The organism is Dorea longicatena, from assembly GCF_024168045.1.
In the GTDB taxonomy this organism is placed as follows: Bacteria; Bacillota; Clostridia; order Lachnospirales; family Lachnospiraceae; genus Dorea_A.
Window position 1 is genome coordinate 1,896,535 of sequence record NZ_CP100126.1, and the last position, 23,369, is coordinate 1,919,903.

General features: G+C 42.8%; 26 protein-coding genes. 1 reads left to right on the forward strand and 25 read right to left on the reverse strand.

Annotated elements, in window-relative coordinates; all coding sequences use genetic code 11:
* Positions 1–85: 85 nt before the first annotated feature.
* From NKF87_RS08980 to NKF87_RS09085, 22 genes are all read right to left on the reverse strand, one after another.
* A complete protein-coding gene (locus NKF87_RS08980) occupies positions 86–1,837 on the reverse strand; it encodes a VirD4-like conjugal transfer protein, CD1115 family (RefSeq protein WP_117559090.1) in 1,752 nt (583 codons plus the stop codon).
* Positions 1,834–2,112 (reverse strand): DUF4314 domain-containing protein, encoded by a 279-nt coding sequence (locus NKF87_RS08985; protein WP_024852684.1) that lies wholly within the window; start codon positions 2,110–2,112, stop codon positions 1,834–1,836. The genes NKF87_RS08980 and NKF87_RS08985 overlap by 4 nt, the downstream gene beginning before the upstream one ends.
* 16 nt (positions 2,113–2,128) lie before the next feature.
* Entirely contained in the window at positions 2,129–2,440 is a 312-nt protein-coding gene (locus NKF87_RS08990; protein WP_253583461.1) for a hypothetical protein, read from the reverse strand.
* Between the two features lie 83 nt (positions 2,441–2,523).
* Positions 2,524–3,510: an ArdC family protein gene (locus NKF87_RS08995; RefSeq protein WP_055172977.1), complete on the reverse strand. Its 987-nt coding sequence runs from the start codon at positions 3,508–3,510 to the stop codon at positions 2,524–2,526.
* Between the two features lie 5 nt (positions 3,511–3,515).
* Entirely contained in the window at positions 3,516–4,322 is an 807-nt protein-coding gene (locus NKF87_RS09000; RefSeq protein ID WP_253583462.1) for a PcfB family protein, read from the reverse strand.
* A gap of 2 nt (positions 4,323–4,324) precedes the next feature.
* Positions 4,325–5,608: a relaxase/mobilization nuclease domain-containing protein gene (locus tag NKF87_RS09005; RefSeq protein ID WP_024852687.1), complete on the reverse strand. Its 1,284-nt coding sequence runs from the start codon at positions 5,606–5,608 to the stop codon at positions 4,325–4,327.
* Between the two features lie 6 nt (positions 5,609–5,614).
* Complete coding sequence (locus tag NKF87_RS09010; protein WP_024852688.1) at positions 5,615–5,923, reverse strand: plasmid mobilization protein; 309 nt, start codon at positions 5,921–5,923, stop codon at positions 5,615–5,617.
* Positions 5,902–6,078, reverse strand: a complete 177-nt coding sequence (locus NKF87_RS09015; RefSeq protein ID WP_015513331.1) for a DUF3789 domain-containing protein — start codon at positions 6,076–6,078, stop codon at positions 5,902–5,904. The genes NKF87_RS09010 and NKF87_RS09015 overlap by 22 nt, the downstream gene beginning before the upstream one ends.
* A 138-nt stretch (positions 6,079–6,216) precedes the next feature.
* Positions 6,217–6,540, reverse strand: a complete 324-nt coding sequence (locus NKF87_RS09020) for a hypothetical protein (RefSeq protein WP_178809504.1) — start codon at positions 6,538–6,540, stop codon at positions 6,217–6,219.
* Between the two features lie 81 nt (positions 6,541–6,621).
* Positions 6,622–7,425 (reverse strand): DNA-methyltransferase, encoded by an 804-nt coding sequence (locus NKF87_RS09025; protein WP_330609020.1) that lies wholly within the window; start codon positions 7,423–7,425, stop codon positions 6,622–6,624.
* A gap of 20 nt (positions 7,426–7,445) precedes the next feature.
* Positions 7,446–8,192, reverse strand: coding sequence for a hypothetical protein (locus NKF87_RS09030; RefSeq protein WP_117482320.1), 747 nt, complete (start codon positions 8,190–8,192; stop codon positions 7,446–7,448).
* A 6-nt stretch (positions 8,193–8,198) separates the two neighbouring features.
* Positions 8,199–9,176, reverse strand: coding sequence for a DUF3991 and TOPRIM domain-containing protein (locus NKF87_RS09035; protein ID WP_117482319.1), 978 nt, complete (start codon positions 9,174–9,176; stop codon positions 8,199–8,201).
* On the reverse strand, positions 9,176–10,336 hold the full coding sequence (gene metK / locus NKF87_RS09040) for a methionine adenosyltransferase (protein ID WP_195368715.1): 1,161 nt from the start codon (positions 10,334–10,336) through the stop codon (positions 9,176–9,178). Before metK ends, NKF87_RS09035 begins: the two co-directional genes overlap by 1 nt.
* A gap of 88 nt (positions 10,337–10,424) precedes the next feature.
* On the reverse strand, positions 10,425–14,801 hold the full coding sequence (locus NKF87_RS09045; protein WP_253583463.1) for a SpaA isopeptide-forming pilin-related protein: 4,377 nt from the start codon (positions 14,799–14,801) through the stop codon (positions 10,425–10,427).
* 73 nt (positions 14,802–14,874) lie between these two features.
* A complete protein-coding gene (locus NKF87_RS09050; protein WP_006426989.1) occupies positions 14,875–15,357 on the reverse strand; it encodes a gamma-glutamylcyclotransferase family protein in 483 nt (160 codons plus the stop codon).
* A 12-nt stretch (positions 15,358–15,369) separates the two neighbouring features.
* Positions 15,370–16,326, reverse strand: a complete 957-nt coding sequence (locus NKF87_RS09055; protein WP_006426990.1) for an amidoligase family protein — start codon at positions 16,324–16,326, stop codon at positions 15,370–15,372.
* Between the two features lie 2 nt (positions 16,327–16,328).
* The gene (dcm, locus tag NKF87_RS09060; RefSeq protein ID WP_055247004.1) at positions 16,329–17,624 is read right to left on the reverse strand and encodes a DNA (cytosine-5-)-methyltransferase; all 1,296 of its coding nucleotides are present in this window, start codon (positions 17,622–17,624) and stop codon (positions 16,329–16,331) included.
* Between the two features lie 70 nt (positions 17,625–17,694).
* Positions 17,695–18,285, reverse strand: coding sequence for a hypothetical protein (locus tag NKF87_RS09065; RefSeq protein ID WP_253583465.1), 591 nt, complete (start codon positions 18,283–18,285; stop codon positions 17,695–17,697).
* A gap of 154 nt (positions 18,286–18,439) precedes the next feature.
* Positions 18,440–18,730: a hypothetical protein gene (locus NKF87_RS09070; RefSeq protein WP_055155830.1), complete on the reverse strand. Its 291-nt coding sequence runs from the start codon at positions 18,728–18,730 to the stop codon at positions 18,440–18,442.
* On the reverse strand, positions 18,727–19,635 hold the full coding sequence (locus NKF87_RS09075) for a ParM/StbA family protein (RefSeq protein WP_253584330.1): 909 nt from the start codon (positions 19,633–19,635) through the stop codon (positions 18,727–18,729). Before NKF87_RS09075 ends, NKF87_RS09070 begins: the two co-directional genes overlap by 4 nt.
* Before the next feature lie 187 nt (positions 19,636–19,822).
* Entirely contained in the window at positions 19,823–20,155 is a 333-nt protein-coding gene (locus tag NKF87_RS09080) for a DUF5720 family protein (protein WP_005341391.1), read from the reverse strand.
* Positions 20,156–20,195: 40 nt separating this feature from the next.
* On the reverse strand, positions 20,196–20,576 hold the full coding sequence (locus NKF87_RS09085; RefSeq protein ID WP_226799356.1) for a hypothetical protein: 381 nt from the start codon (positions 20,574–20,576) through the stop codon (positions 20,196–20,198).
* 141 nt (positions 20,577–20,717) lie between these two features.
* Here NKF87_RS09085 and NKF87_RS09090 point away from each other — a divergent pair, with 141 nt between their 5' ends.
* Positions 20,718–20,954: a helix-turn-helix domain-containing protein gene (locus tag NKF87_RS09090; protein ID WP_005341369.1), complete on the forward strand. Its 237-nt coding sequence runs from the start codon at positions 20,718–20,720 to the stop codon at positions 20,952–20,954.
* A 307-nt stretch (positions 20,955–21,261) separates the two neighbouring features.
* On the opposite strand, the gene NKF87_RS09095 is transcribed toward NKF87_RS09090, so the two are convergent.
* The 3 genes from NKF87_RS09095 to NKF87_RS09105 are packed head-to-tail and all read right to left on the reverse strand — an operon-like array spanning position 21,262 to position 23,247.
* Positions 21,262–21,663 (reverse strand): flavodoxin, encoded by a 402-nt coding sequence (locus NKF87_RS09095; RefSeq protein WP_242998908.1) that lies wholly within the window; start codon positions 21,661–21,663, stop codon positions 21,262–21,264.
* A gap of 45 nt (positions 21,664–21,708) precedes the next feature.
* The gene (locus NKF87_RS09100) at positions 21,709–22,341 is read right to left on the reverse strand and encodes a flavodoxin family protein (RefSeq protein WP_117598350.1); all 633 of its coding nucleotides are present in this window, start codon (positions 22,339–22,341) and stop codon (positions 21,709–21,711) included.
* Between the two features lie 18 nt (positions 22,342–22,359).
* A complete protein-coding gene (locus tag NKF87_RS09105) occupies positions 22,360–23,247 on the reverse strand; it encodes an aldo/keto reductase (protein WP_253583467.1) in 888 nt (295 codons plus the stop codon).
* Positions 23,248–23,369 lie beyond the last annotated feature (122 nt).

Genomic DNA, 23,369 nt, shown 5'->3' on the forward strand with positions numbered 1-23,369 from the left:
TTTCAGTTGTATTCTTTTTTGTTCTATTTTTTTCTCCTGTGAGAAGTTTCTTCAATACACATCACTCCAATCCATCAAAAAACTGCTATTCACCAAGGATGTCCTCGGTAGACAGCAGTTCGTAGTCGTCTAATCTGTTAATGTCAATCTTTAGGTCGTCGTGAGCCAGTGGTGTTTTCGCATAATCATAAGGCGATGCACCACCGTCCTCTGTGTATCTGAAATTCACATGCTTTTTTAAATCATATTTATCGTCCATGATCGGACGCTCCCCACGAATAAACAAAATCGCTTTGCGGTTATCTAAAAGCCGTATTTCATCCGGTGTTAAAAGTTCCCTTCCAGTCTGCTGATAATTCACCGAATAGCTGCCGCTACGCCCTTTTGTCTGTCCGTAGGTATTGGTATCCAATGTCTCTTTTCCCAATAATTCCGAGACATACTTATGTCCTTCTTTTTCATTTCCACCCAGATATAAAAATTCATCGCAGTTGCCGATCAGACTCTCATACGAGTCTTTAAATAAGGCTTTCATCTGTGCGATGTTCTGGATGATGATACTGCAGGAAATCCCCCTGGAACGCATGGTTGCCAGAATCTTGTCAAAATCATCCGGCAAGGCTACGTTTGGCCACTCATCCATAATGCAGTGTACCGGAATTGGAAGCCTTCCTCCGTACTTCCGGTCTGCCACATAATACAGTGTCTGAAACAGATTACTGTAAATCATGCCGACCAGATAATTCATGCTGGTGTCCGCATCCGGAATACAGCAAAACAGTGCTACTTTCTTCTCCCCGATGCTGTATAAGTCCAGTTCGTCTGTACAGGTCAGGTTGGCGATCTGTTTCAGGTTAAAAGCTGCCAGACGGACACCAACCGAGATTAAAATCGACTTTGCAGTCTTTCCGGCCGCCTGCTTATAAATGGCATACTGCTTGACCGCAATACTCTCCGGATCCCGCATTTCCAGTCTTTCAAACAAAATGTCCAATGGAGACTGGTAATCCTCATCATCTTCTTTGACCTGTGCGCTTCCAAGCATTTCCATGATCATCGGGAAGTTCTGTTCTTCCGGTGGAGCTTCATGCAGCAAATACAGCATAAGTGCCTGCAAAAGTGCAGTCTCGGACTTCTCCCAAAACGGGTCTGAGCTCTGCGCACCCTTTGGTGTTGTGTTGCGGATCAGGTTATTGATCAGCTTCAGTACATCCTTATCATCCCGGACATACGCAAACGGATTATAACACCAGGAAGTCTCCGGATTGATCAAATCAAAAACCCGGACTTCATATCCATTCCGTTCCAGGACACCTCCGGTTTTACGCAAAAGTTCTGCCTTGGGATCAGTAATCACCATCGAACAGTTGCACTGCATGATGTTTGGGATTGCATACGTCCGGCTCTTTCCTGCTCCCGAACCTCCGACTACCAGCACATTTAGATTTCGTTTGTGCTTATAGCCGTCCAGTCCCATGCGGAAATGCTGTGTTAAAAGCAGATTCTGCGTGTATTGTTTTTCGCAGTAGCGTCTGCAGATTTCGGACACGTTGCCCCATTTTGCGGAACCATGTTCCACGCCTCTTCTATAATTTCTTTTTTGGGATTCATAAATACCAATGCCTAAGAAATAGGCTGCTGTGAATATCAGAATACATTTGAACGTATACGGTGTATACGTGATAAAAAACGGCTGTTCGAGTTTTTCGCTCAGCGTTTCTAAGATTTGAATAAAATTCTTATCCGGTGTAATGGCACAAGCGGTAATCGCTGCCGCCCACCAGACAAATGGCAGAAAAACAAGATACAGAACCCAGTCCTGCTTTTTTGTACTTATCTCTGCAAGTCAGATTCTCTTTTCTTGCGTGGCTTTTCTTCTGGATGTCCCTGTCCTTCTTTCTTATGAAAGGAATCCACTCCCGGTATCAGTGAGAGACTTCTGCCGTTGTCCCACTTAACACCAAGCTGGCCTGCATCATCCACATACTGCACAGTTCCTTCCAGTCCCTGCGGCATACCCGCTTCTCCATCCATCGAATTCAGACAGATTCTTGTTCCTGCCGGATACTGTTCTCTAAGTCTTGCCACTTTTTCTCTTGAATAAATGACCAATCAACCACTCCTTTCTCTACCAGAACATGTGTCTGCTAGTATTCGGTTTTGCAACCTGAATAATTACTTTATCTATTCCATCACTGTATCTTCCGGCTGCAAGATATTTACTTCTGAGTCTGTTCAGTGCCTTACGGATCTGCCTTTGTTCCCCGGCTGTAATCTGCAGTCGTTTCTGAGCGAGGTCGTATTCACTTACTTTTTTCAGAAGAGCTTTCGTTTCTTCCAAACATTCATCCTGCTCACTCTGTACCTGCAGCTCATCATTCAGTGCCACCACGAACATATTTTTCATAATGTTATCCATCTTCAAATAGTATTTTGTCATCTGGCTGACCTCCTTTTTTTGTTACACCAACCATATCACAAGACCTCCGTAATAGCTACTCCAACCGTCCAACTTTTTCACTTTTATCGTTCCGGCTGGCTCTTTGCTTTTTTCTCTTTTCCGGATGCTTTTTCAGATGGTTTTTCATCCTTGGTTTCCGGTATTTTTACAGGGTCTCCGATTGCGAACTCATCGGTTATATACTCCTGTTCCTTTGCACCAAAATTGCGTTCGATATGGTTTCGTATACTGTAGGAAGCCTGACGGACATCATTTAAAAAGTCTCTCAGTTCCTGCGGATCTTTCTTTCCGCATTCATTCCTCTGTGCAATATACTCCAGATTGAATCCGGTGACATCCACACCATAACGTTTCGCAATCACATAGGCTGCACAATAAGCCTGTGCACTGACTTTCTGTCGGCTGTAGGTTCCGGTATGCTGGTCCAGTGCTGCACACGCCAGTTCTCTGTTCAGTGCATGGAATGTCGTTACTTCACTCATTCCGTTGCGGATATAAATGGTACGGTATCTCGGATTGTACTGGGCCTGCACTTTGTCTGGCAGATCATCCTCAATCTGCACACGTACCGACTGGTCTTTTAAGACAGTTCCTATCAGTTCTGTCAGACTTCGCTGAGGGCGTTCTTCCAATGGCTTTCCTGACATCTGACTGATGTCAAATCCTTTTCCGATCGTATACCCTCTCCGCATTTCTCCGTCTTTTTCGTATTCAGTGGAAATCATATAAGTAATGCCATGCTCCCCTGCTTTTACTGAACGGTGTTCTTCTCTCCAGCGTTCATAAGACCTTACCACCTTAAAATCCGGATGCTGTCCGTAGATCAAAAGCAGATTCGGAGTTCTCTGTGTATTACACTCTGCCATAAAATCCAGAAAGCCTTTCAGTTTTTCTCCATCCTGAAAAACTCCCTGTGCCTGTGAATCTACTTCAGCCCATACCTCTTCTCTTTCCTGCTGCTTCTTGGCTGCATATTCTTCCTTGGTCAATTTCTGTTCAGGAATCTGCTGTTCTTCCGTTCCACCTGAAATCATATCTGTTAAATCCATATACATTACCTGCCTTTCGTTTTCATATTCTTACGTTTCTTCCTGCTCTCTCTGGCATTTTTCCGTCTGTCCGGCCTCTTACGTTTCTCTTCCTGTTTCTTACGGATATCTCCGAGTTCTTTCCGCACAGATGGTTTTTCATTCTTTTCTTCCCAGCTAGTTTCCCGACCGGAAGAAATATTTTTGTTGCGCGAGAAAGGTTCGGACGGATTCTTTGCTTTCCCCTCCTGCGCATGTGTAAAATTTCCTTCCGGGAAAGCCTCATCCCCAATCTGAAACATTTCTTCCGCATCATCCAGTTCAAATTCTATCTTGCCTTCCGGCAGGACAACGGTCTCTGTCCGTACATTCTCCCTTGATTCTTTTTCCATCTGATTTTCTGTCTTTTCCGGTGCAGTCACTCTTTCCACTGCTTCTGTAACCATAGAGCCTGATTCTGCTTTTACAAAATCCAGATTCATCCGGTCTAGTACCCTGTTCATCTTCGCGGCATCATCTGCAAATACCATGACCTCTGTCTGGTCCGGATTCACCTTATCTTTGATGACTACATATAAGATACCTCTCGCCTTTGCCTCTTTTGCAAATTCTTTCAGACGGTCACCCGGAACAGTAAAAAATTTCATCGGGCGCTGTTCCTTTAACATTCTGGTAAGTCTTGTTTTCCCTCTTGTCTTTTTCTGATCTTTCAGGGCGGCTGCAATAAAGATTGCCACATGCTTTGCCACATTTCCGGTAATCTTCAAAGAGTATTCCATTCCTTCCAGACTGTACCGCACCACCTGATCAGCCGGTTCTGCTCCGTAATTCATACTTATCTCACCTCCTGACTCTCTTTTTCTTTGTGTTCCACACGTTTCTCATTCTGGTTTTGTTCTTCTGCCTTTCGAAGTCTTTCTTCGATTTCCAATGAATGCTTTTCAATCCGGACGGTCATACGGACTTCTTTTCGGAGATTTTTTAATTCCTCATTGATTTCGGACAGCCGTACTTTTCCACTGTCTTCACTGTCATTCCGATAGAGCTTTCTGCGTTCCTTCATCAGTTCTGAAATCTGCTTTTGTAACGGCTCACGGTATGTAGCAAGCTGTTCTCTGGTCGTAATGTCATGCTTCATTAAAAACTCAATCTGTTCAATCCTCTGATCCAGTTTCCGGATATCCTCTCTGATGGCATACGGACTTCTTCTCGGTCTTTTTGGCAGTACTCCCATCTGATATAGATAGGAATAATATAATGCCTGTATCCCGGTCAGTTTCCTCTTTGGAGGGATCTGCACCGTCTTTTGATAGATGCGTTTTACTTTTGGCTGTAAGATCTGTCCACGGATCTCCTCTTCGGAATAGTTTTTTCCAAGAGACCGTAGCCGGATGTACCGTTCCATCCCCGGAGCCTTTAAAGCGACATATTTCCGGTTCAGTTTCCATGTGTATCCACGCTTTTCCATTTCTTTTAAGAATTGTGACCAGGAGTAGCTTTCCTGTACAGACTCCCTGATATCCAGACGGATCGCACTTCTCCATGTCGGTTTCCCTTCCTGTTCCGCTTTCCACTGTACATAAGGGATTGATTTTTTCTGGTCGGATTCAATGATAGACAGACCATATTTTCTGCACAGCTCATCGGAGATCTTCCGGATCTCCGTATAATAACTCTTTGCATTGCTGTGGTACTTACGCCCGTCTGCCATGCTCACAGAGTTCCAGACAATGTGGTTATGATAATGTCTGGTATTCAGATGCGTTGTGATAACGACTTCATACTGTCCCTTTAAGAGCCGGTCTGCCAGTTCCTGTCCGATGAGATGTGCCAGTTCCGGTGTCACCTCACCTTCTGCAAAACTCTGTACCAGATGGTATCCTTCCACACCGCCCATCTTATGGAATCTCTTTTTTGTTGCCACCATATCTGCATACGCATTTTCATTGGTACATCCGATGGTATCTTCGAAGACCGCCTGTTCCGTCTTTGTCCGGTTCATGGCATAATCAATGGCAGCCTCCAGAGAGTCTGCTTTCTGTGTGGTTTTTTCTTTGTCTTTCACATATTCGATGGAACGGTCCAGGCGGTGGACGGGGATAACACTTGTATAAGCCATCTGTCATTACCACTCTTCCTTTACCAGATGCCATGTCTCTTTGGTAAGCCGGAGCATTTCCTGCACACTCTGCTCACTTGCCATTCCCGAAGCATTCGCAACATGGGCAAGCTGGTTCGCATTATTGCACAGACCCGCTATCTTCCTAAGCAGTTCCGGGTGATGCTCACAGGGTTTTGCGTGTACCTGCGCTCCTAAGATCAGCGAACGCATAAACTCTTCCCGACTCAGTCCGCTTTTTTCCACCTGTTCCTCCAATTCCCTGAGTTCCCTTGCATTTAACCGCACCGGGATCACATGGTTTCGTTTTCGCATTGCATCACCGTCCCTTCTTTTTTCTCTTCCTCTTTCATCATACCGCCAAGATCCTCATCGGATTTTTTCGCTGCAACCATGCAACAGGTCACTATCACTCCTATAAATCCTCCGCTCATCAATGCGATTACAATCATTACTCCATTTCTTAACATGACTTGATCCTTCCTTTCCATTTCCGTCTGTGTCCGGGGGATTGGGGTTCTCCCCAAAGTGCGTTTGGATATCCAAACGCTATGCTTGCAAAACGAGTACCGCCAGTTTCTGTAGCACCGGATTTACCCGCTTCTGATTTATTTTGATTCTTTTATCTGTACCAGTCCATCAAGTGTCGTACAAATGATATGGAGTCTGTCTGCCATACTGATTTCGGTATTCATTGTTCCTGTCACATCTTTCCCACATACGACTACCATCCGGCATCTCCGCAAAAGGATATGTGACATTCTTCCATATCCCTGCATATCTTCTGCATCGGATTCTTCCAAGAATGGTGAGAATACAAATCTCGGACAGATTGGTACATACCCAAGTTCATAGATTTTTCTGCAATATTTCTGTACTTTCACCCGGCTTTCTTCTGCTGAACAGCACACATAAGCCAGCGCCTGTTCCATACGCTCCATCTCCTTCCTGCATCCAGTTGGATGCCACTCATCTTCTCTATAAAAAACAAGATGTCCAATTGGACATCCCGGCTACTTTTCATCCTCTTTCTGCTCTGCTTCTAATGCAATTTTCACTCTGTCACTTCCCAGTTTGTAGTAGGCATCTGTTACCTCAATTCCCACTGCACGATAACCTGTCATAACCGCTGCAAGGACAGTCGTTCCTGCTCCGGCAAACGGGTCCAGGATCAGACCTCCCGGTTCGCAAATCTGGATGACATCTTTCATAAGCTGCAACGGCTTCTCTGTCACATGAATCCGGTTCTGCGGATTTCCATATCGGAAGACGCCCGGCAGACAAGATACCGGACGGTTGATTGGCATCGGTCCGTTACTGCCCCACACAATGTATTCAGCCTGCTGGCGGAAACGACCTTTCTGTGGACGGGAGTTTCCCTTATCCCACACCGCTGTTCCTCTCCAGATCCATCCTGCCCACTGCAATGCATCGGTAATCGATGGATACTGACGCCAGTCAATGAATAGGCAGATCGGAGCACCTTTCTTGCAGGCTTTCCGCACATCATAGAGCCATTCAGCCATCCAGTGCGTCCAAGATCTCTGGTCTTTATTATCCCCATCGAAATCCGGAAGTGCATTTGCAGCACTCATACTGCTGTATTTCTGGTTTGTAGTACGATTTCTTTCATTCTGCTTTGTTCCACCGGACGCATACGGTGGATCGGTAATGACTGCATCAAAGATTCCCGGCTGGAATGCTTTGACCAGTTTTAATGTATCTCCATGTAATATTTTCCAGTTTTCCCCTTCAGCATATTCCTCCGGGTATGTTTCCTCTTTCATAAGTTCTTCCAAACTCAGGCCATTTGTCATAGGCATCATCCTTTCTTTTCTCAGCGTTCCGGCTGATTTTTCTTCTTTGTCTTTTTATTTTCTTTTGGTGGTGGACTCAACTCGGTTTCCACATATTCGCTGATAATCAAAAGTGCTTTGTAATAATCCCCACTTTCCAATACCCTTTTACACATTTCTTTTGCTTCTGCTGTCTGTTTATTCTTTTTCAAAAGAGTTGAGGCATCGCCCATAATGGAAAAAATATTCCCATCATGTCCAAGGAGTTGTAACTTGGGACGTTGTTTCTCAGGCTTTATCGGGATCTGCTCTGTTTTCTTTTCATAGATTTTCGGCTGCTCCATATCAGGATGCCAGAAATGCACATTCAGCATTCCACCATCTACCTTGATATCCCTCTGCTCAAATCCTTCACCCCAACCGTCACTGTACTGCCCTGTAATGTATTCGGTGAATTCCTGTAGTTCTTCCTGACTTAAAAATTCATTTAATTCCAGTTTGGTACAGCCGTACAGGATTCCATCTTTGTTTTCTATCGTAACAACTGCACTTTGTATTTTTCCATGAATGGACTCACTTCCATCAAAATACTGCATGAGATCATCTTCCCCATAGCGTTCCAGTTCTTCTCGGATGGCATCTTCATAATCGGCAAGTTCTGTTCCATCTAACGGCATTCCATATTCATCACTCTCCGACCAATCTTCTTCCCATTCGGATTCTTCTGAATAAAGATTTCCAGTCAGCTCCGTCAACAGATGTACGTGTATCGTTCCTTTTTCTTCCATTCTCTATCACCTTCTTTCTAATGGTCTGTCCCTGCATTTATTTGCCTGCTTTTTTTCTTTCGCAAGGTCTGCATAATCTGCTCCTTCTTTTTTCGGCAGATTGCAGATAATCTGATACGTTCCCTCATAATGTTTTTTCATCTGTTCTTTCGCCCATCTTCCTGCAAAGTCATTATCGGTACAGATTTCAATTTCTTTGATTTCCGAATGGTTCTTCAGAAACTCTTCCAGTGCGTCCGGTGGCTTTTTAAAACGTTCACTCTGTATCTGTGCGTTTTCTTTCGGAGCAGCGATTCCCCCAAGGGAAAGACGATATTTATCCCTATTTCCCTCTTCCAGTGTCATGTGTGCCAATGCATCAATACACGCTTCATATACGGCAACTCGCTTTGTTTCTCTTTCAGGTGGAATGCAAAAGCTGTACTTTTTTTCACTCCCGGTCTGCTCCATCTTGAATCCCTTCCCGTTTTTTTCATAGATTCCTCGCAGGAATGCATATCTTGCTTTTCTGGATTCATCTTTCCCAACAAAAACAGCGTTATGGTACGGGACACTTTCATAAAGGATTTCATGTGAAATACAATATGTGATCACTTCATCGCTGATTCCTCTGTGGTTTAAATAAGCCCTGATTCGTCTGCAATTACAATACCTCTCCGGCAACTTAAATGGCAGTTTTTCCCTTTCCACAGCCTGTGTCGGAATAAAAGACGGACTCTCTTCGCACAACAGTTTTACGGCATCTGTAAATTTCATTCCATCTACTTCAATCAGGAAGCGCAGTGCGGACACGCCACCGATATCTCTGGATTTCCAATGCCATTTGCCGGACAGTTCATTGATTTTAAAACTGTCATGATCCGTCAACTGCCATTCATTTCTGGTCCTTGTCTTTTGCAGCCGCTGTGCCTGATGCGTTCGCAAATACTCATACGCAGTCATATTTTTTGCTGCCTGAATCTCTTCTTCCGTTACCCAAGGCATTACAGAATTGCATCCTGAAGAGCCAGTACCTTATCCGTCCGCTCCCAAGGAAACTCCTTTCTTCCAAAATGACCAAAAACTGCCGTCTGACGGAAAATCGGACGATTCAGTCGAAGGGATTCCATGATCTGAACGGGTGTCACTCCAAACACCAGTGGGATTGCTGCCGCCAGACAATCATCCGCACACACTTTTCCTGTACCAAAGGTGTCTACCTCAATCATAACCGGCTCTGCTACTCCGATTGCATAAGCCAAAGACACCTGACACTTGCTTGCAAACTCAGCAGCCACTATATTTTTGGCGATATACCTTGCCATATAAGCCGCCGAACGGTCTACTTTCGAACAGTCTTTTCCTGAAAATGCACCGCCACCATGCGGAACCATACTGCCATAAGTATCCACCATCAGCTTTCTTCCGGTCAGTCCGGTATCTGCATCAAACCCTCCGCACACAAATCTCCCTGACGGATTAATCAGAATTTTCGTATCCTCATCCGGAGGCAGTAATCTGAGTGCCGGGCGAAGCACCTTCTCTCTGATCTCGGCATCTAACTTTTTCAGACTCTTTTCTGTACCATGCTGGCAGGAAACAACAACACTTTCCAGTCTCACTGGCTTTCCATCTTCATATTCTACGGTTACCTGTGCTTTTCCATCAGAAAAGATATCTTTGATATATCCGCTTCTTCTGCAAGCTGAAAGTTCACGTGTGATCCGGTGTGCCAGAACAGTCGGCATTGGCATAAGCTGCGGAGTCTCATCGCACGCATATCCGACCATAACACCCTGATCTCCAGCTCCCCTGCTCCTGTCTCTTATTTTTGCGCCGATATTATCCCGAAATTCTTTCGACACACTCACTGCTTTCGCAATATCTGGACTCTGCTGGTGTACAAACGTATCCATTTCTATCCCATCTGTACAATATCCACACTCTTCTAAAACTTTTCGGATTACATCAAACACTGGCGGCTCATATCCGCTGCTGATTTCTCCTGCTACAAACACATTTCCTCTTGTGGCAAGGACTTCACACGCCACTCTCGAAGATGGATCATAACGCAGACATTCATCTAAGATTGCATCTGCTATCTGATCGCATACTTTGTCCGGGTGTCCTTCTGTTACTGATTCTGCTGTATAAAAACGTCTCATCATTCTTCTCCTTATCTACAAACAGGGCAGAAGCTGCCTTATGCACATCTCCTGCCCTGTCAAATTGGTTTATCCTGTAATTCTTATTTTATTTTTCTTCTGTTTCTTCTTTGTTGTCTGTCATTTTTGACTTCTTTCTGCGGTATACAGTCACTCCTGTAGCTGTTCCGGCAGATGCCAGTACAAGCAGAACAAACGGCCATACTTTCTGGTTATCACCTGTTTTTGGTGCATTTGTTTTTTCTGTTGTTTTCTCCGGTGTTCTGGCATCTTTCATTTCTACTTTCTGCACTTCCATCGTATCTTTCAATGTAAATGTAACATCTTCGGCAATCTCATACCCATCCGGTGCTGTGATCTCACGCAGAGTAAGTTCTTCATTGACCGGGAGCTTTGCAACGGAATGTGGCTTTCCATCCGTAATCCACTCTTCCAGAACAGTTCCGTCTTTGTCGATCACCTGAAGCTTTGCCCCTTCCAGTTCTTTCCCTGTGCTAATGTCTGTTTTGGAAATTTCCACTTTGGAATATTCGTCTTTCATTTCAACCTTTGTCACACTTCCATCTTCTTTGACTTCAAAGGTCACATCGCTGGCAGACACATAGCCGTCTTCATAAGGAGCCAGTTCTTCATGCAAAGTATAAGTTCCTTCCGGCAGACCATAAATCACATGATCTTCTTTGGTACTGGTCCATTCTTCCACGACATTTCCGTCTTTGTCGATCACCTGAAGTTTTGCTCCCTCCAGCTCTTTTCCGGTAGTCGCATCTGTCTTGGTGATACGCGTCTCGGTCGGCTGGTTCTCAACTTCTTTACTCAGTACAATCTTTTCAAGATTCTGGTTTTCGTAGGATGCATCTACCTTCCATACTTCCTCGTTCGGAAGATATCCGGCTTTTCTGACTTCCTCTTTGACATAATATTTTCCATGTGGAAGGTCACTGTCAAAAGTCAGATTTCCGTTCTTATTGGTTGCTTTCTTTTCCAGCAGGGTATCTTTCTCTACGAGAACCTCTCCCTGATTAGAAAGAATATCTTCCGCAGCATACAGTCCAAAAATAACACCTTCCAGCTTTTCTCCTGTGACAGAATCCTTCTTTTCTACCGATACGGAAACTTTCTGTCTTTCATTTTTATAGGTAACGCCTTCATAAACGACTGCCTGTGTATCATCCTCTGCTGTCAGGGTAAATTCTTTCTGTTCTGTATTCAGGACAAAATTCTCTCCTGCTACAACCTCTTTCAGATAATACGTTCCCAGTGGCAGATTATTGATAACTGCTGTTCCATTTTCATCTGTAGTCAGTTTGGCTACCAGGTCATCTTTCTCATAACGGACAACTGGATTTCCTTCTTCGTCCTTTGCTCCGTCCGGTGAATAGATGGTATCTTTGGCATATACTTCAAACTGGGCACCTTCTACTCCGGTTTCTTCATATTTAAAGTCTTTATAGATACCTGTTTCTTCTTTACCAGATACAGCATTTCTTACTTTAGAGACCAGTGCTTTTACTTTTGCCAGAACAGAATCTCCTGTTGCTTCGGTAAGCTGTTCTCCCTTTTTCGTCAGGAGCAGGCTTCCTACCTGTTCATCGTTTTTCTGTTCTACCTCTACAATCGCAGCTCCTGTATCCGGATCAATCTGATGTGCAGTGTTTGAGGATACTGTAATTACAATACCACTCTGTGGATTTTCTTTATATGTTCCTTTTGTAGTCTGCTCTAATGGTGAAATAATCGTTGTTCCATCATACAGGGACTCTTCGCTTCCCTGTCTTACAAATCCTTCCGGTGCTTTCACTTCTTCGATTCGGTAGGTAGAGCACTTCAGTTCCTGCGGTGTGATCAGATATCCTTCCTCATTTGTTTTGAATACACTGATCTTTTCTTTCTTCGGATACTGAACAACCTGTTCCACATATTTCTTATTTGTTACATCGTAAATCTTATAAGATGCTCCAGCCTTTAAAACCGTATTTCCAGTCTGTGCATCCTTCTTTACGATTTTCAGCAAAAATTCAAACGGGCGGTCATCAAATACTCTCCACTGCATTGGCTCTCTGCTGTCATTTTCCACATTTACAACAAATGGATCAATGGTTTTCAGATTCTCAGGGGTAGTGCTTTCCACTACAACATAACTTCCATACGGCAGTTCCGGGCTGACTGCATATCCTTTTGTATCAGTAATTAGTTCCGGTACTGGTACGGCTGTTCCGTTCTCATAAGTAACTGCAACCTGCTCTTTGCTGAAGTCATAATTTTTGAAATCGTTTGCTGTATAGCTTTCTCCATTGGCAGGTTTCAGTTTCCCATTTTTTACCTGTGTCAGGTCGCTGATCAGATATACCTTAAATCCTGCTCCTGCAACCAGGTCTGTTTCTGTCTGCTCTCCATCTTCACTGATTTTGATCAACTGGAATGCCTGTTTCTTTACCTGCTCTTTTACCGTAAGGTCTCTTGTCACTTCCGCAACATCCTGACCTTCATAAGTTACTGATACCTCATATTTTGTAGTATCCAGCGTATATCCTTCCGGTGGAGTGATTTCTTTTACATACATTTCTCCAAGGTATAATTCTGAAAATTCCAGTGTTCCGTCATCTCCGATGACTCCCTGTGCAATCAGGCTGTCCTGTTTATACAGAACTCCTGTTGTACCATCCGGATGCACGATGTCCTCTTTTGCATACAGACCATAGACTGCACCACGAAGAGCACTGTCACCCTGTGCTTTAAATGCAAGTGTTTCTTTATCGATCTTTGCGATTTTTACTTTTCCTGTGACTCTCTCATCGGTTGCAGTTACAGACAATGTCTTTCCGGCTGCAACATCCACTTTATATACTTCTGTATTCAGTTTGTACCCTGTCGGGTCAGTAACTTCTTTTACATACACAGTTTTCAGTGCTGAATCAAAATAATCGCTGACTGCTTTTCCATCTGTTCCGGTTGCTGACATTGTTATAAGCAGGTTTTCACACTTCTTATCGGTATAAATACCATAAACTGCTCCAGACAGTGGATTCTGTGTATTGACATCTTTCTTCATAAGTTCAATGCGTGTCATATTCAGCCACTGTACACTAAAACTTACCGGAGCTGCTGTTTCACTTTCAAATACACCGATATCCTGCTTGGAATTTCCGGTTGTCAGCACCAGTGTTCTCCATGTCTTTCCGACAGAACCATATAAGTTGCCGGAAGCATAACTGCCTGTCAGTAATAAATCTGCGGACAGATAGAATGTATCTCCACCATAAATCTGGATTTTTCCATTTGTAACACTTGTTCCTTTGGAAAGATTATGTGCTGTCACATTTTCTGGTACACTCAGTGTCACATAGTTTCTGTGATCTCCAGACAGTGTGATATTTGGTGTTTTCTGGATGTTTCCATCCCGTACTGCATTCAGCTTTGTGCTTGAAAGGCTCAGTTCACCTTTTGGCGGTTCTTCCTGTCCAAACAGATAATTGATATATGCGATAACCCCTGCATTTACAAGGTCATTATAATTACACCCTGTAAATCCGGCTTCTCCTGCATAAGCATAGCTGGCTGCAATGTGTGTATACACATACTTTTCATCTTCCGTTTTTCCAGACAGATAACTTCCTGTCAGATCTCCTGCCCCGCCATAACCATAATAAAGGACTTTCTGCAGATTTTTATTGCTGTCCAGTACCTGTGCTACATAACTTCCACTCGGTGGGGATGCTTTCTGGGACTGAAGGCAGTATGCAATTTTTCCATTGACTGTAAACAGGCAAGTAAGATAATTTCCAATATAACTTGGATAATAAATAGTTCTCCCCTTTGTCAATGTAACTGTGGAACCGCTGCTTGTAGCTCTTTCAGCCGCAGACAATACCATCACATTTCCCTCTTCGATGTCCTCTTTCAGTTCTTTGATTGCCTGTGCAGATGCATCTTCTTCGGATGTTTCAATTTCTACATCTGTGTAGTTCTGCACAGGCGAATCCGAATCATCTTCAGATTCTGTATCTGACTTCTGTTTCTCTCCACCATTTTCTTCGGAATGTGCCTGTCCTTCGGTATCCGTCAGAGTCACTTTACGGGTGATGGTATAGCTGTCACTCTTATCTTTTGGAACGACCATATAAGTGGCAATATATGTTCCTGCTTTGTCTGAATGATACTCTCCACCATTCTCATCTTTGATACTTACAAGCGTAACATCTTCTTTTTCTGCATCATAATGGATTCCTTCCATACTGGTTTCCACTGCAAATGTATCATCTGAAACTGCTTTTGTGATATCATCTGCTGTAACTGATGTATCTTTCTGGCTTGTTACCGCCTGTTCAGATGCCTGTACTTCCGTCTGCTGTTCCGAGCCTGTCTGTTCGGCCGCAAACGCATTCGCACTGCTCAAGGTACTGATGCCCATCAGGACAGCCAGTCCAAAAGCAGCAATTCTGGTCTTTAATTTTCTAACCTTCATGTGCTTTTCCTTCCTATTATAAATAGATTTTTTCAGTAAAATACCGCAGAAGATGTTTCCTCTGCGGTACGTTTTATCTTGCATATCGATTTTTTTCTTTTTTTACTTCCTGTCTGGTACGTTTTACCGCTTCCATGACAGACTCCGTTGGAATCTGGTTATCCTTACATCCTTCCAGAATTCCATCCAGATAAAATTTCGATGGCTTTGCCGGAACATCTTTGTGCGGAGCGTTCATCATATATACAAACACTTCTTTCTCCACACCATCCTGATTTTTTACCCGAATCGATTCTTTCCCATAAAAACTTGGGAATCCTTCATAAAAATCCAGACTCTTCTCACACGCTTCTGTGATTTTCCATAAGACTCCTTCGACATAGCTTCCTTTTTCCGGCAGAACCGTTGCTACCCCATTGCCCGGAGCCCTTCCCCGAAATGCCAGCCGATAATTTTCAAGCCGGACGTTTTCCACAACTTCCGCAGCCGGACACCTGTACTTCATCTGCTCCAGATTCATGTTGCTGCCATAAGCGAAGTAATATCTATCTTTCATTTTTTCTCACCTCTATCTGACTCCTTCTGTCCTTTGATTTTTCTTCAGACACTCATACGTGCTTTTATCATATCTCCACGCAAGATCACCATCCAGATTTGCCAGCAGATGTTTTCGAACATTTTTATATTCGTCTCCAATTAACCCAAGTCTCAATAAAAATGTACGAAATGTAAATGCCGGGTTTTCTGATATCAGTGTCTTTTTCATCTGTGTCGATCTCTGATTGATTGCCTGTGCGGAAATGGCTAATGCCAGTGTAATATTTGCTCTCACCTTTCCTGCATGTAGTGTGCTTTCAAAACAACGCCATTCCAAAGTTCCCTTGGAAAACACAGCATGAAGATTCAGAGCATAATAACGGGTATGATCATAATGGGTATGACTTCCATCCCTGCCTCCATACCAGACATTTCTTACTCGGTCCATTGTGATTGATTTATTTGGTATTTTTCGGATTTTCTCCAATACCTCCGGTCGCACCCTCTGACAATAACTATTTGCTCTTCTCTCCTGCACTTTCAGTGCTTTGAACAGGATATCTTCCTTTGCATACATAATTGTCAGTGCATTTTTCAGACTCTGCGGTGTATGATTCGATGCATCTACATGAACATGCTGACCACAGGACTCATTTACAAAACCTCCATGCTGTCGCAGACATCGTACTACTTCCTGTAACTTTCCCATTTCATCATAGGATAATTTCGGTGATACCATTTCTGTTGAATATTCTCCACCTGCGTCTACAATTCGACCGTATACTTTCCGTTGTGTATAAATGCTCCCATCAGACATAAATTTCCACTTTTTTCCTTCCAGATCTATCACTGACCAGACTCCATAAGTAGTGCCGTCATAATATGCTTCTGTTCCAAACATTTCAGCAACAACTTCTGCAGCACGTTGTCTGGTAATCCCTGTCATTTCGATTTCTGTGCCAAAGTATTGGTCTTTTATTCCGATCATGCCTAATGGATTCCTTTCTCAGACACTTTCTGTGTGTTAAGTTCGGAGTCTGCCTTTTGTAACAATCTGCCAATTGCCTCGATAACATTGACAGTTACTCCGTTTCCAGCCTGTTTATAAAGCTGTGCGTCAGAAGTGCTGTCTATGATCTTATCAATCTGCCAGTCGTAATAACCCTGCAGTCGCAGACATTCCCTCGGAACTAACCTTCTTATTCTGCCGTGATACAAGATGCCATGACGATCGGTTGCAGTAATTGTAAACATCGGTTCTTCGGGTTCTTTCATACGTCTGCCGTTCTGACGAACATTCTCTTTTGCTGGTGTTAAGACTGCTCTTGCTCCATCCTCTGCTAATACACCAGAACATTCTCCTTTGTATTTGTGGACACCGCATTGTCTGGTATTCAGGCTTCTGCATTCTTCCGTTACCACCGGCGGAGGTGAAAGATCGACAAAGTGCAGCGTTCCCTGTTGAACACCTGTTGTCAGGGTATGTGCGATCTGGTGTCCGACTCTTCCTCTCCTGCTGTTGAGATTCGCATAACCCAGATCGATGCTGTCCCCTTCTCTTGCAAGTTTGTAGCCGAGCTTTGTATTCTCTTTGATTGGAACACCTACATCATATAATCCTGTCTTGCCGCCCATTCCACCTGCCTGTGATGTCAGGGTACAGCTTAGTCCTTTGGGACTGTAGACTCTTTTCCCCTGACTTCCTGCCCGGACTTGAACAAGAGCTGCTCCATTTGTTTCTGGTTCAGGTAATACTTTTCCGGCACATCGGAAATCAAAATATCCGACAATATACACCCGTTTTCTTGCTTGGGGGACTCCGAAATCCTTGCTGTTAAGCACTTTCCATTCGACATGGTACCCCAGTTCAGAAAGCGTACTGAGGATGGTGCAAAACGTCCGGCCTTTGTCATGCGATAACAAACCGGGAACATTTTCAAGGATAAAATACGAGGGTCTTTTAGCTTCAAGAATCCGGGCAATTTCAAAAAAGAGAGTTCCTCTTGCATCTGCAAATCCTTCTCGCTTTCCGGCGATAGAGAATGCCTGGCAAGGAAATCCTGCACAGAGTAAATCAAAATCTGGCATTCGTTCTGGTTCGATTGTTCTTGCGTCATTACAATACCACTCCCCTTCCGTATCAAACAGCAATCGGTAGTTCTTATCCGCATAAGTATCCACCTCGCAATGTCCGACACAGACAAAGTTTCCTGCCCGTCTTAAGCCTTCACGAAATCCCCCGATTCCGCTAAAGAGATCAAAAAATTGAATGGTTGCGGCTATCAACCTCCTTTTTGCTGCTAAAAACAGACGGCATGATTTCTCATGCCGCCCTTCGTTATTCTGTATCAATTGGTTACCATTCTGTTGGTTCTTCTACTTTGGTTTCTTCTTCCAGATCAGTTTCTCTTTCTGTTTCAGTTTCCTCTTCCGGTTCGCTTTCCCCTTCTGGTTCGTTTTCCTCTTTCGGTTCGCTCTCTCCATCCGGTTCGTTTTCCTCTTTCGGTTCGCTCTCTCCATCTGGCTCGCTTTCCTCTTCTGGTTCGCTTTTCCTTTCCGGATCAGTGCTTTCTTCCGGTTGAGTTTCTTCTGTTCCTAATTCTCCGGTTGTCTGTTCGGATTCTTCAGGCTGATCTTTGCTTTGCCATTCGGCCTCTGCCTTTTCCAGTGCTTCTTCTATAATCTGAATTAAGAAGTCTTTCTGTTTCATGTGTTTCTGTCCGATGACTACTTTTAATCTCTGGAATAATTCCTCTGATACCTGTACTGCTACTGTTCTTACTGCTCCCATGCTTATTTCTCCTTTTCCGTCCAGTCTGTTGAAATGTTCTTCAATGACCTGTTGTAAAAATTTTTGTGTGCTGCTTTCTGTGAGTTCAATCTCTTCTCTTACTTTCTCATGTAAGTCCATCGGGATCTTTCCGCAGATATTTTTCATCTCTGCCATAACTTTTCTCCTTTCTTTTTCGCTACACACAACATACCCCAAAGATGCATGAAAAGCTATTCACAATACCCACCAAAGATAACGATGCATTTCTTGCCCTACCCCTAGCAGATCCAACAATGTATGTATCGTGCAATCATAGGCCTCACCCCCTTTACAAATTTTCCATTTGAGATAGAAAATCCATCATCTGATCTGGTATTTCTTCCGATGATAGTTTCGTTATCGATTGTTCCGTAGTGCCACATATTCCTAACTCCTGAACACTTTCTTTTATCGTCTTTTGAATGACTTCTTCCAACCATTTCCGATTCTCTTTTTCCAAAATTGCCTGAACCAGATACTGGCTTTTCTGCCCTTCTGGAACACTTTGAAATTTCTCCCATGCCCTCTGGTGTTCTGGATTTTTCAGGTTCGGGCGGAACGAATACACAGGGCGTGTCATCTCGCCCACATCTGCTCTACAATCCGTTCATACCCTGTTGCGTTGGCATGGACGTCCTCTATAAAAACAGGGCGGCAAATCGCGTCCTGTGCGGTCACGTGGCGTTTTAAAATTGCGGAGCCTCCCCCCATAAATACGGTGGGTACTGCCCGGAGATCAAACCCGGATTCTGTCACCGCAGACAGTATTCTTTCTATATATTTCCGTCCGTTTTCCTGTATGATCCGTCTGGCCTCCTCTGCCATACTGCAAGATTCCCTCCGAAGCACACGCTCAATTTGAGTTTCTGTCACAGACAGTCCGGTATTTCTACGCACTTGTTCTGCTGTCTCATCAATACATCGGATTACTCCAAGTTCCAGACTTCTGCACGTTGCTGCATTCGGAACAGCATTGTCCAGCCTCATAAGGTCAACGGTCCAGCCACCAATATCAACAAGCAGAACAGACGGTTCATTCTTCAGATACTCTGGATGCAGAGCAAGCGCAGAGTATCCCTGTGGGAACAGTTTCACATCTTTTATTGTTATCTCATATAACTCACTTTCATATAAAAATCGCACTGGCTGCTCTTTCCGCAACAGATACTCCCTGAATCCCTGTTTCTCTCTTCCAAAACTTGAAAGCGGAAGTCCAACAGCCAGAATTACCTCTGTCTTTCGTTCCGCTTTCCGATGCTTGATTTCTTCTGCAATGGCTGCCAACGTCAGCAGATAATAATTATCATTGGACGTTTTATTTTTTACCAGCGTCTGTCTTCCCGTACCGCAGACATAATACTTTCCTTGATATTGCAGAACATTCTGCATGGTATACGGCTCGTAATCATACCCAATAATTCCACTTGGGAAAGACACTTGTCTTGTTTTAATGGCATAATAGCCATGATCAATTCCTATGATTATCGCAATCACATCCTTTCATTTTTTCTGTTTAACGTAAGGTCAAAAATGTTGTCACTGCTGCAACGGATCGTTGCAAAAGTGCCATTCGTGAACACTTTTCTATGTTCCAGCGTCCCAAAACCTGCGGAAAATCTGGTTTTTTTATACCACTATCGCCAGAGGAACACTACTGTTCCTTCCCAGCCGGTTATAAAAGATCCCTCTCCCGGCGGCGGTCCAGCCTGTCCGGGGGAGGGATATATCGCAAGTTTCCTTTTTGAACAATTGCCTGTCTTTTTATTTTTATGAGATGTTTTTCCTGCTTTTGTAAAATGGGAAGATACTCCGGTTCTGTCAAAAACTTCCGTATATAATTGCCCTTTTTTCCCAGCTTGTTATCATTTTTCAGCAGTTCTATTTCTACCATGTAATGGGTATCTGGATGAAATCTCTTCTCACACAAAATGCTGTCCCCTTTTATATAATCAGATTTAGCCGATTCTCTTGCTGCCGCCAAGAGTTCATAAATACTTACTTCCACCTCTTATCACCTCCCAAAAGACCAGAAAAAAGCAGACCTCTTAATCGAAGTCTGCTCCTGTCGGATATGGTAATCCTCTTTCTTCATATTTTTTATCGATATAATTTCGAATCCATTCCCTGTATTCTTCCGTTAATGCCAGTTCCTGAAATTCTAACAACCACTTTTCCCCTTTTGCTTCGTCATCAAGCCATCGATCTTCTATGCACTCCGGCTCATCTAACATTTTCATCATCGCTTCAAATGGCTCTTTTACATCATCACCAAATTCTTTCCATAAGGCGATTCCATAGTTCTCCAGTTCAAAAAATTCTGTCAGATATGTCAATCGTTCCATATCCCCCAATGTCATTCTTTTTTCACCTGACAATAATGCTCGATCTCTTTTGCCACATAGATTTAAAAATTTTCTCTTTTCCATCTCCACATCCATTATACTTTTACCTCTTCCTGTTAAAAATAATTCCTTATTACGAAACATTATAAAATTTAAATTCTTTAGAATCAATATATATATTTCTGTATTACGAATCTTTTTATTTTATAAGGGGAGTTCATCATTATGCAAAAGATTAGACCAGATATGGATATTGGTAAAAATATCCAAGCAATTCGATATAAAAACAATATGACTCAAGACCAAGTAGTTGCAAAATTAAATCTTATGGGTATCTCCATCACCAAAAGTACCTATGCCAAACTGGAAACAAATCGCATGAACATTAAGGCATCTGAATTAGTTGCACTTGCAAAACTCTTTCATACCGATATCAATGCTTTCTTTTCCGGCTTGCTATAGTTCGACATTCCCCGACTCCCTGTGTATATAATAGCATATTAAAAATAAGAACCAGTCTATATTCTTATCGGATATAAACCAGTTCTTTTTTCTTATCAAATAATATAAAAGTGACAGGGAATTCAGATTCTTATCTTCTGTCACTCATGTAATTATTATTCTATTTTAAATTTAATGAATTTACCCATTCTTGAATTTCTTTTTCAATGTTATTTTCTATATAAACGTCATACACATTTTTCCACATTATCTGTATATACTGTTATTTTCAACCCCATAATTATAACTTGGTACACGCTATACACTACTATAAACTGTACTCCATTTTAGGATAGCCAATGTATACCGTATCATATGAATCCCAGTTATCAACTGTTGTAGATACCAGTTCCACATCTCTTAAGCTCTCATCATCATGTTCTCTTGACACCCGGCTGTCATCATCTGTCCAGTCAAGGTCATCATCTGTATATGGCTCCACAGGCTCTATTTCAAACAGATCTGCCTCTGTAATTTTTGCTATCTTTTCAGCAGCATCTTTTGTATTTCCTGAAGCTGAATAATATACAACCAATGTTTTTCCATTTCCTGTTGATGTATTTTCTGTATTAGAAGCAGACTGGTTTGTATTGCTTGCTCCACATCCTGCCATCAAACCGATTGCCATGATGCATGTTAAGAGTACTGCTGCTATTTTCTTTGTTTTCATTCTAAGGTCACCTCCTGTCGTATAAAATGTTTGTCACGCTAATTTCTATCGGATGAAATTGGTAAATACAAAATCCGGTGCCTTTGGCATTTCAATTCCCATTTTTGTCGCAACATTTTTACAGTTAATGAAATATGCCATATTGTTTCCAAGGATCTGCATAACCTGCATTCCTTCGAGGTCCTGTTTTACTTCATCCGGATTCGTCCCATGTATCATATTCCAATATCTTGATGTAATGATCGGCATCTGCATCAGACCAAAATATTTATTTACCTGATCCCATGTGGCCGTTGTTCCGGCCCTTCTTGCTGAAATTACCACAGCGGCAGGTTTCAGGCGGAATCTGTCACCGCCACCGTTTAAATCGGCATAAAAGACTCTGTCCATAAAGGATGTGATTGCACCGCCTGCACCACCCCAGTGTACCGGAGTTCCAAATACGAATCCGTCATAATCCCCTGCTATTTCCAGAAATTCATTCACGATATCATCCAGGATGCATTTATTTTTTTCCTGACATTTTCTGCAGGCAATACATCCTGAAATCGGCTTATTTCCAATCCAGAAAATATCTGTACTTATACCATTTTCATTTAATGCACTGGATACTTCACAAAGAGCTGTATAAGTACAGCCATTTTTGTGTGGACTGCCATTGACAAGTAATACTTTCATTGATTTTTCCTCTTATGCTTACCAGTTCTTTTTTTCTTTTGAACTGTCATTATTCTTTTTTCTTTCCTCAACCATCTTCACGAACCATTCCACCATATTCGGATCCTGATGCGAGAAGAAGGAGCTTGTCTTCTTGTCCAGTTCTGCAATAGTCTTCATATCTTCATCAGAAAGTGTGAAATCAAAAACATTAAAGTTTTCTTCCATTCTCTCAGTGTGTGTTGATTTCGGAATAACCACTACCCCTCTCTGAATATGCCAGCGAAGCATAACCTGTGCCGGAGTTTTCTGATATTTTTCTGCAATCTCTGCGATGACAGGATTCTCAAAGGTGCCTCCTCTGCCCTCACCGAATGGTGCCCATGCTTCTAACCGGATATCATATTTGTCTGCCCATTCCTTCATCTCTTTCTGCTGATTGAAGATGTGGGTTTCCACCTGATTTACCATAGGTTTAATGCGATTGAAGGATGCAAAATCAACCATTCTGTCTACATAAAAGTTGGAAATTCCGATTGCTCTGATTTTTCCCTCATCGTACAGATCTTCCAATGCATGGTAAGCACCGTAAGCATCTGAAAACGGCTGGTGAAGCAATACCAGATCCAGATAATCTGTCTTTAACTTTTTCATGGATTCAAGAACTGATTTCTTTGCTTCTTCATATCCATAATGTTCAATCCACACCTTTGTTGTAAGGAAGATTTCTTCTCTTGGAATGCCTGACTTTTGGATTGCATTCCCAACCTCTTCCTCATTAAAATAACTCTGTGCCGTATCAATCGCCCGGTATCCAACTTTTAAAGCGTCAAGCACACATCTTTCACATTCCTCTTTTGTTACCTGATATACGCCATATCCCAGTATTGGCATTTTTACACCATTATTTAATGAAACATATTCCATTGTCATATCCTCCTTGTTTTCTTTCATTCATCTTACATTCATACTATAATACTGATAGATTCCTTTGAGAAGTTTCGATAAGTTTTTCAGTCTTAACCTTTCGGTTTATTCTGGTTCTTACT

Bases quoted from the DNA above. Each gene is read 5' to 3' on its own strand.
- NKF87_RS08990 (WP_253583461.1), bottom strand. From the start codon at position 2,440: ATGACAAAATACTATTTGAAGATGGATAACATTATGAAAAATATGTTC.
- NKF87_RS08995 (WP_055172977.1), bottom strand. From the start codon at position 3,510: ATGGATTTAACAGATATGATTTCAGGTGGAACGGAAGAACAGCAGATT.
- NKF87_RS09000 (WP_253583462.1), bottom strand. From the start codon at position 4,322: ATGAATTACGGAGCAGAACCGGCTGATCAGGTGGTGCGGTACAGTCTG.
- NKF87_RS09005 (WP_024852687.1), bottom strand. From the start codon at position 5,608: ATGGCTTATACAAGTGTTATCCCCGTCCACCGCCTGGACCGTTCCATC.
- NKF87_RS09010 (WP_024852688.1), bottom strand. From the start codon at position 5,923: ATGCGAAAACGAAACCATGTGATCCCGGTGCGGTTAAATGCAAGGGAA.
- NKF87_RS09015 (WP_015513331.1), bottom strand. From the start codon at position 6,078: ATGTTAAGAAATGGAGTAATGATTGTAATCGCATTGATGAGCGGAGGA.
- NKF87_RS09020 (WP_178809504.1), bottom strand. From the start codon at position 6,540: ATGGAACAGGCGCTGGCTTATGTGTGCTGTTCAGCAGAAGAAAGCCGG.
- NKF87_RS09025 (WP_330609020.1), bottom strand. From the start codon at position 7,425: ATGACAAATGGCCTGAGTTTGGAAGAACTTATGAAAGAGGAAACATAC.
- NKF87_RS09030 (WP_117482320.1), bottom strand. From the start codon at position 8,192: ATGGAAGAAAAAGGAACGATACACGTACATCTGTTGACGGAGCTGACT.
- NKF87_RS09035 (WP_117482319.1), bottom strand. From the start codon at position 9,176: ATGCCTTGGGTAACGGAAGAAGAGATTCAGGCAGCAAAAAATATGACT.
- metK (WP_195368715.1), bottom strand. From the start codon at position 10,336: ATGAGACGTTTTTATACAGCAGAATCAGTAACAGAAGGACACCCGGAC.
- NKF87_RS09045 (WP_253583463.1), bottom strand. From the start codon at position 14,801: ATGAAGGTTAGAAAATTAAAGACCAGAATTGCTGCTTTTGGACTGGCT.
- NKF87_RS09050 (WP_006426989.1), bottom strand. From the start codon at position 15,357: ATGAAAGATAGATATTACTTCGCTTATGGCAGCAACATGAATCTGGAG.
- NKF87_RS09055 (WP_006426990.1), bottom strand. From the start codon at position 16,326: ATGATCGGAATAAAAGACCAATACTTTGGCACAGAAATCGAAATGACA.
- NKF87_RS09065 (WP_253583465.1), bottom strand. From the start codon at position 18,285: ATGGCAGAGATGAAAAATATCTGCGGAAAGATCCCGATGGACTTACAT.
- NKF87_RS09070 (WP_055155830.1), bottom strand. From the start codon at position 18,730: ATGACACGCCCTGTGTATTCGTTCCGCCCGAACCTGAAAAATCCAGAA.
- NKF87_RS09085 (WP_226799356.1), bottom strand. From the start codon at position 20,576: ATGGAAAAGAGAAAATTTTTAAATCTATGTGGCAAAAGAGATCGAGCA.
- NKF87_RS09090 (WP_005341369.1), top strand. From the start codon at position 20,718: ATGCAAAAGATTAGACCAGATATGGATATTGGTAAAAATATCCAAGCA.
- NKF87_RS09095 (WP_242998908.1), bottom strand. From the start codon at position 21,663: ATGAAAACAAAGAAAATAGCAGCAGTACTCTTAACATGCATCATGGCA.
- NKF87_RS09100 (WP_117598350.1), bottom strand. From the start codon at position 22,341: ATGAAAGTATTACTTGTCAATGGCAGTCCACACAAAAATGGCTGTACT.
- NKF87_RS09105 (WP_253583467.1), bottom strand. From the start codon at position 23,247: ATGGAATATGTTTCATTAAATAATGGTGTAAAAATGCCAATACTGGGA.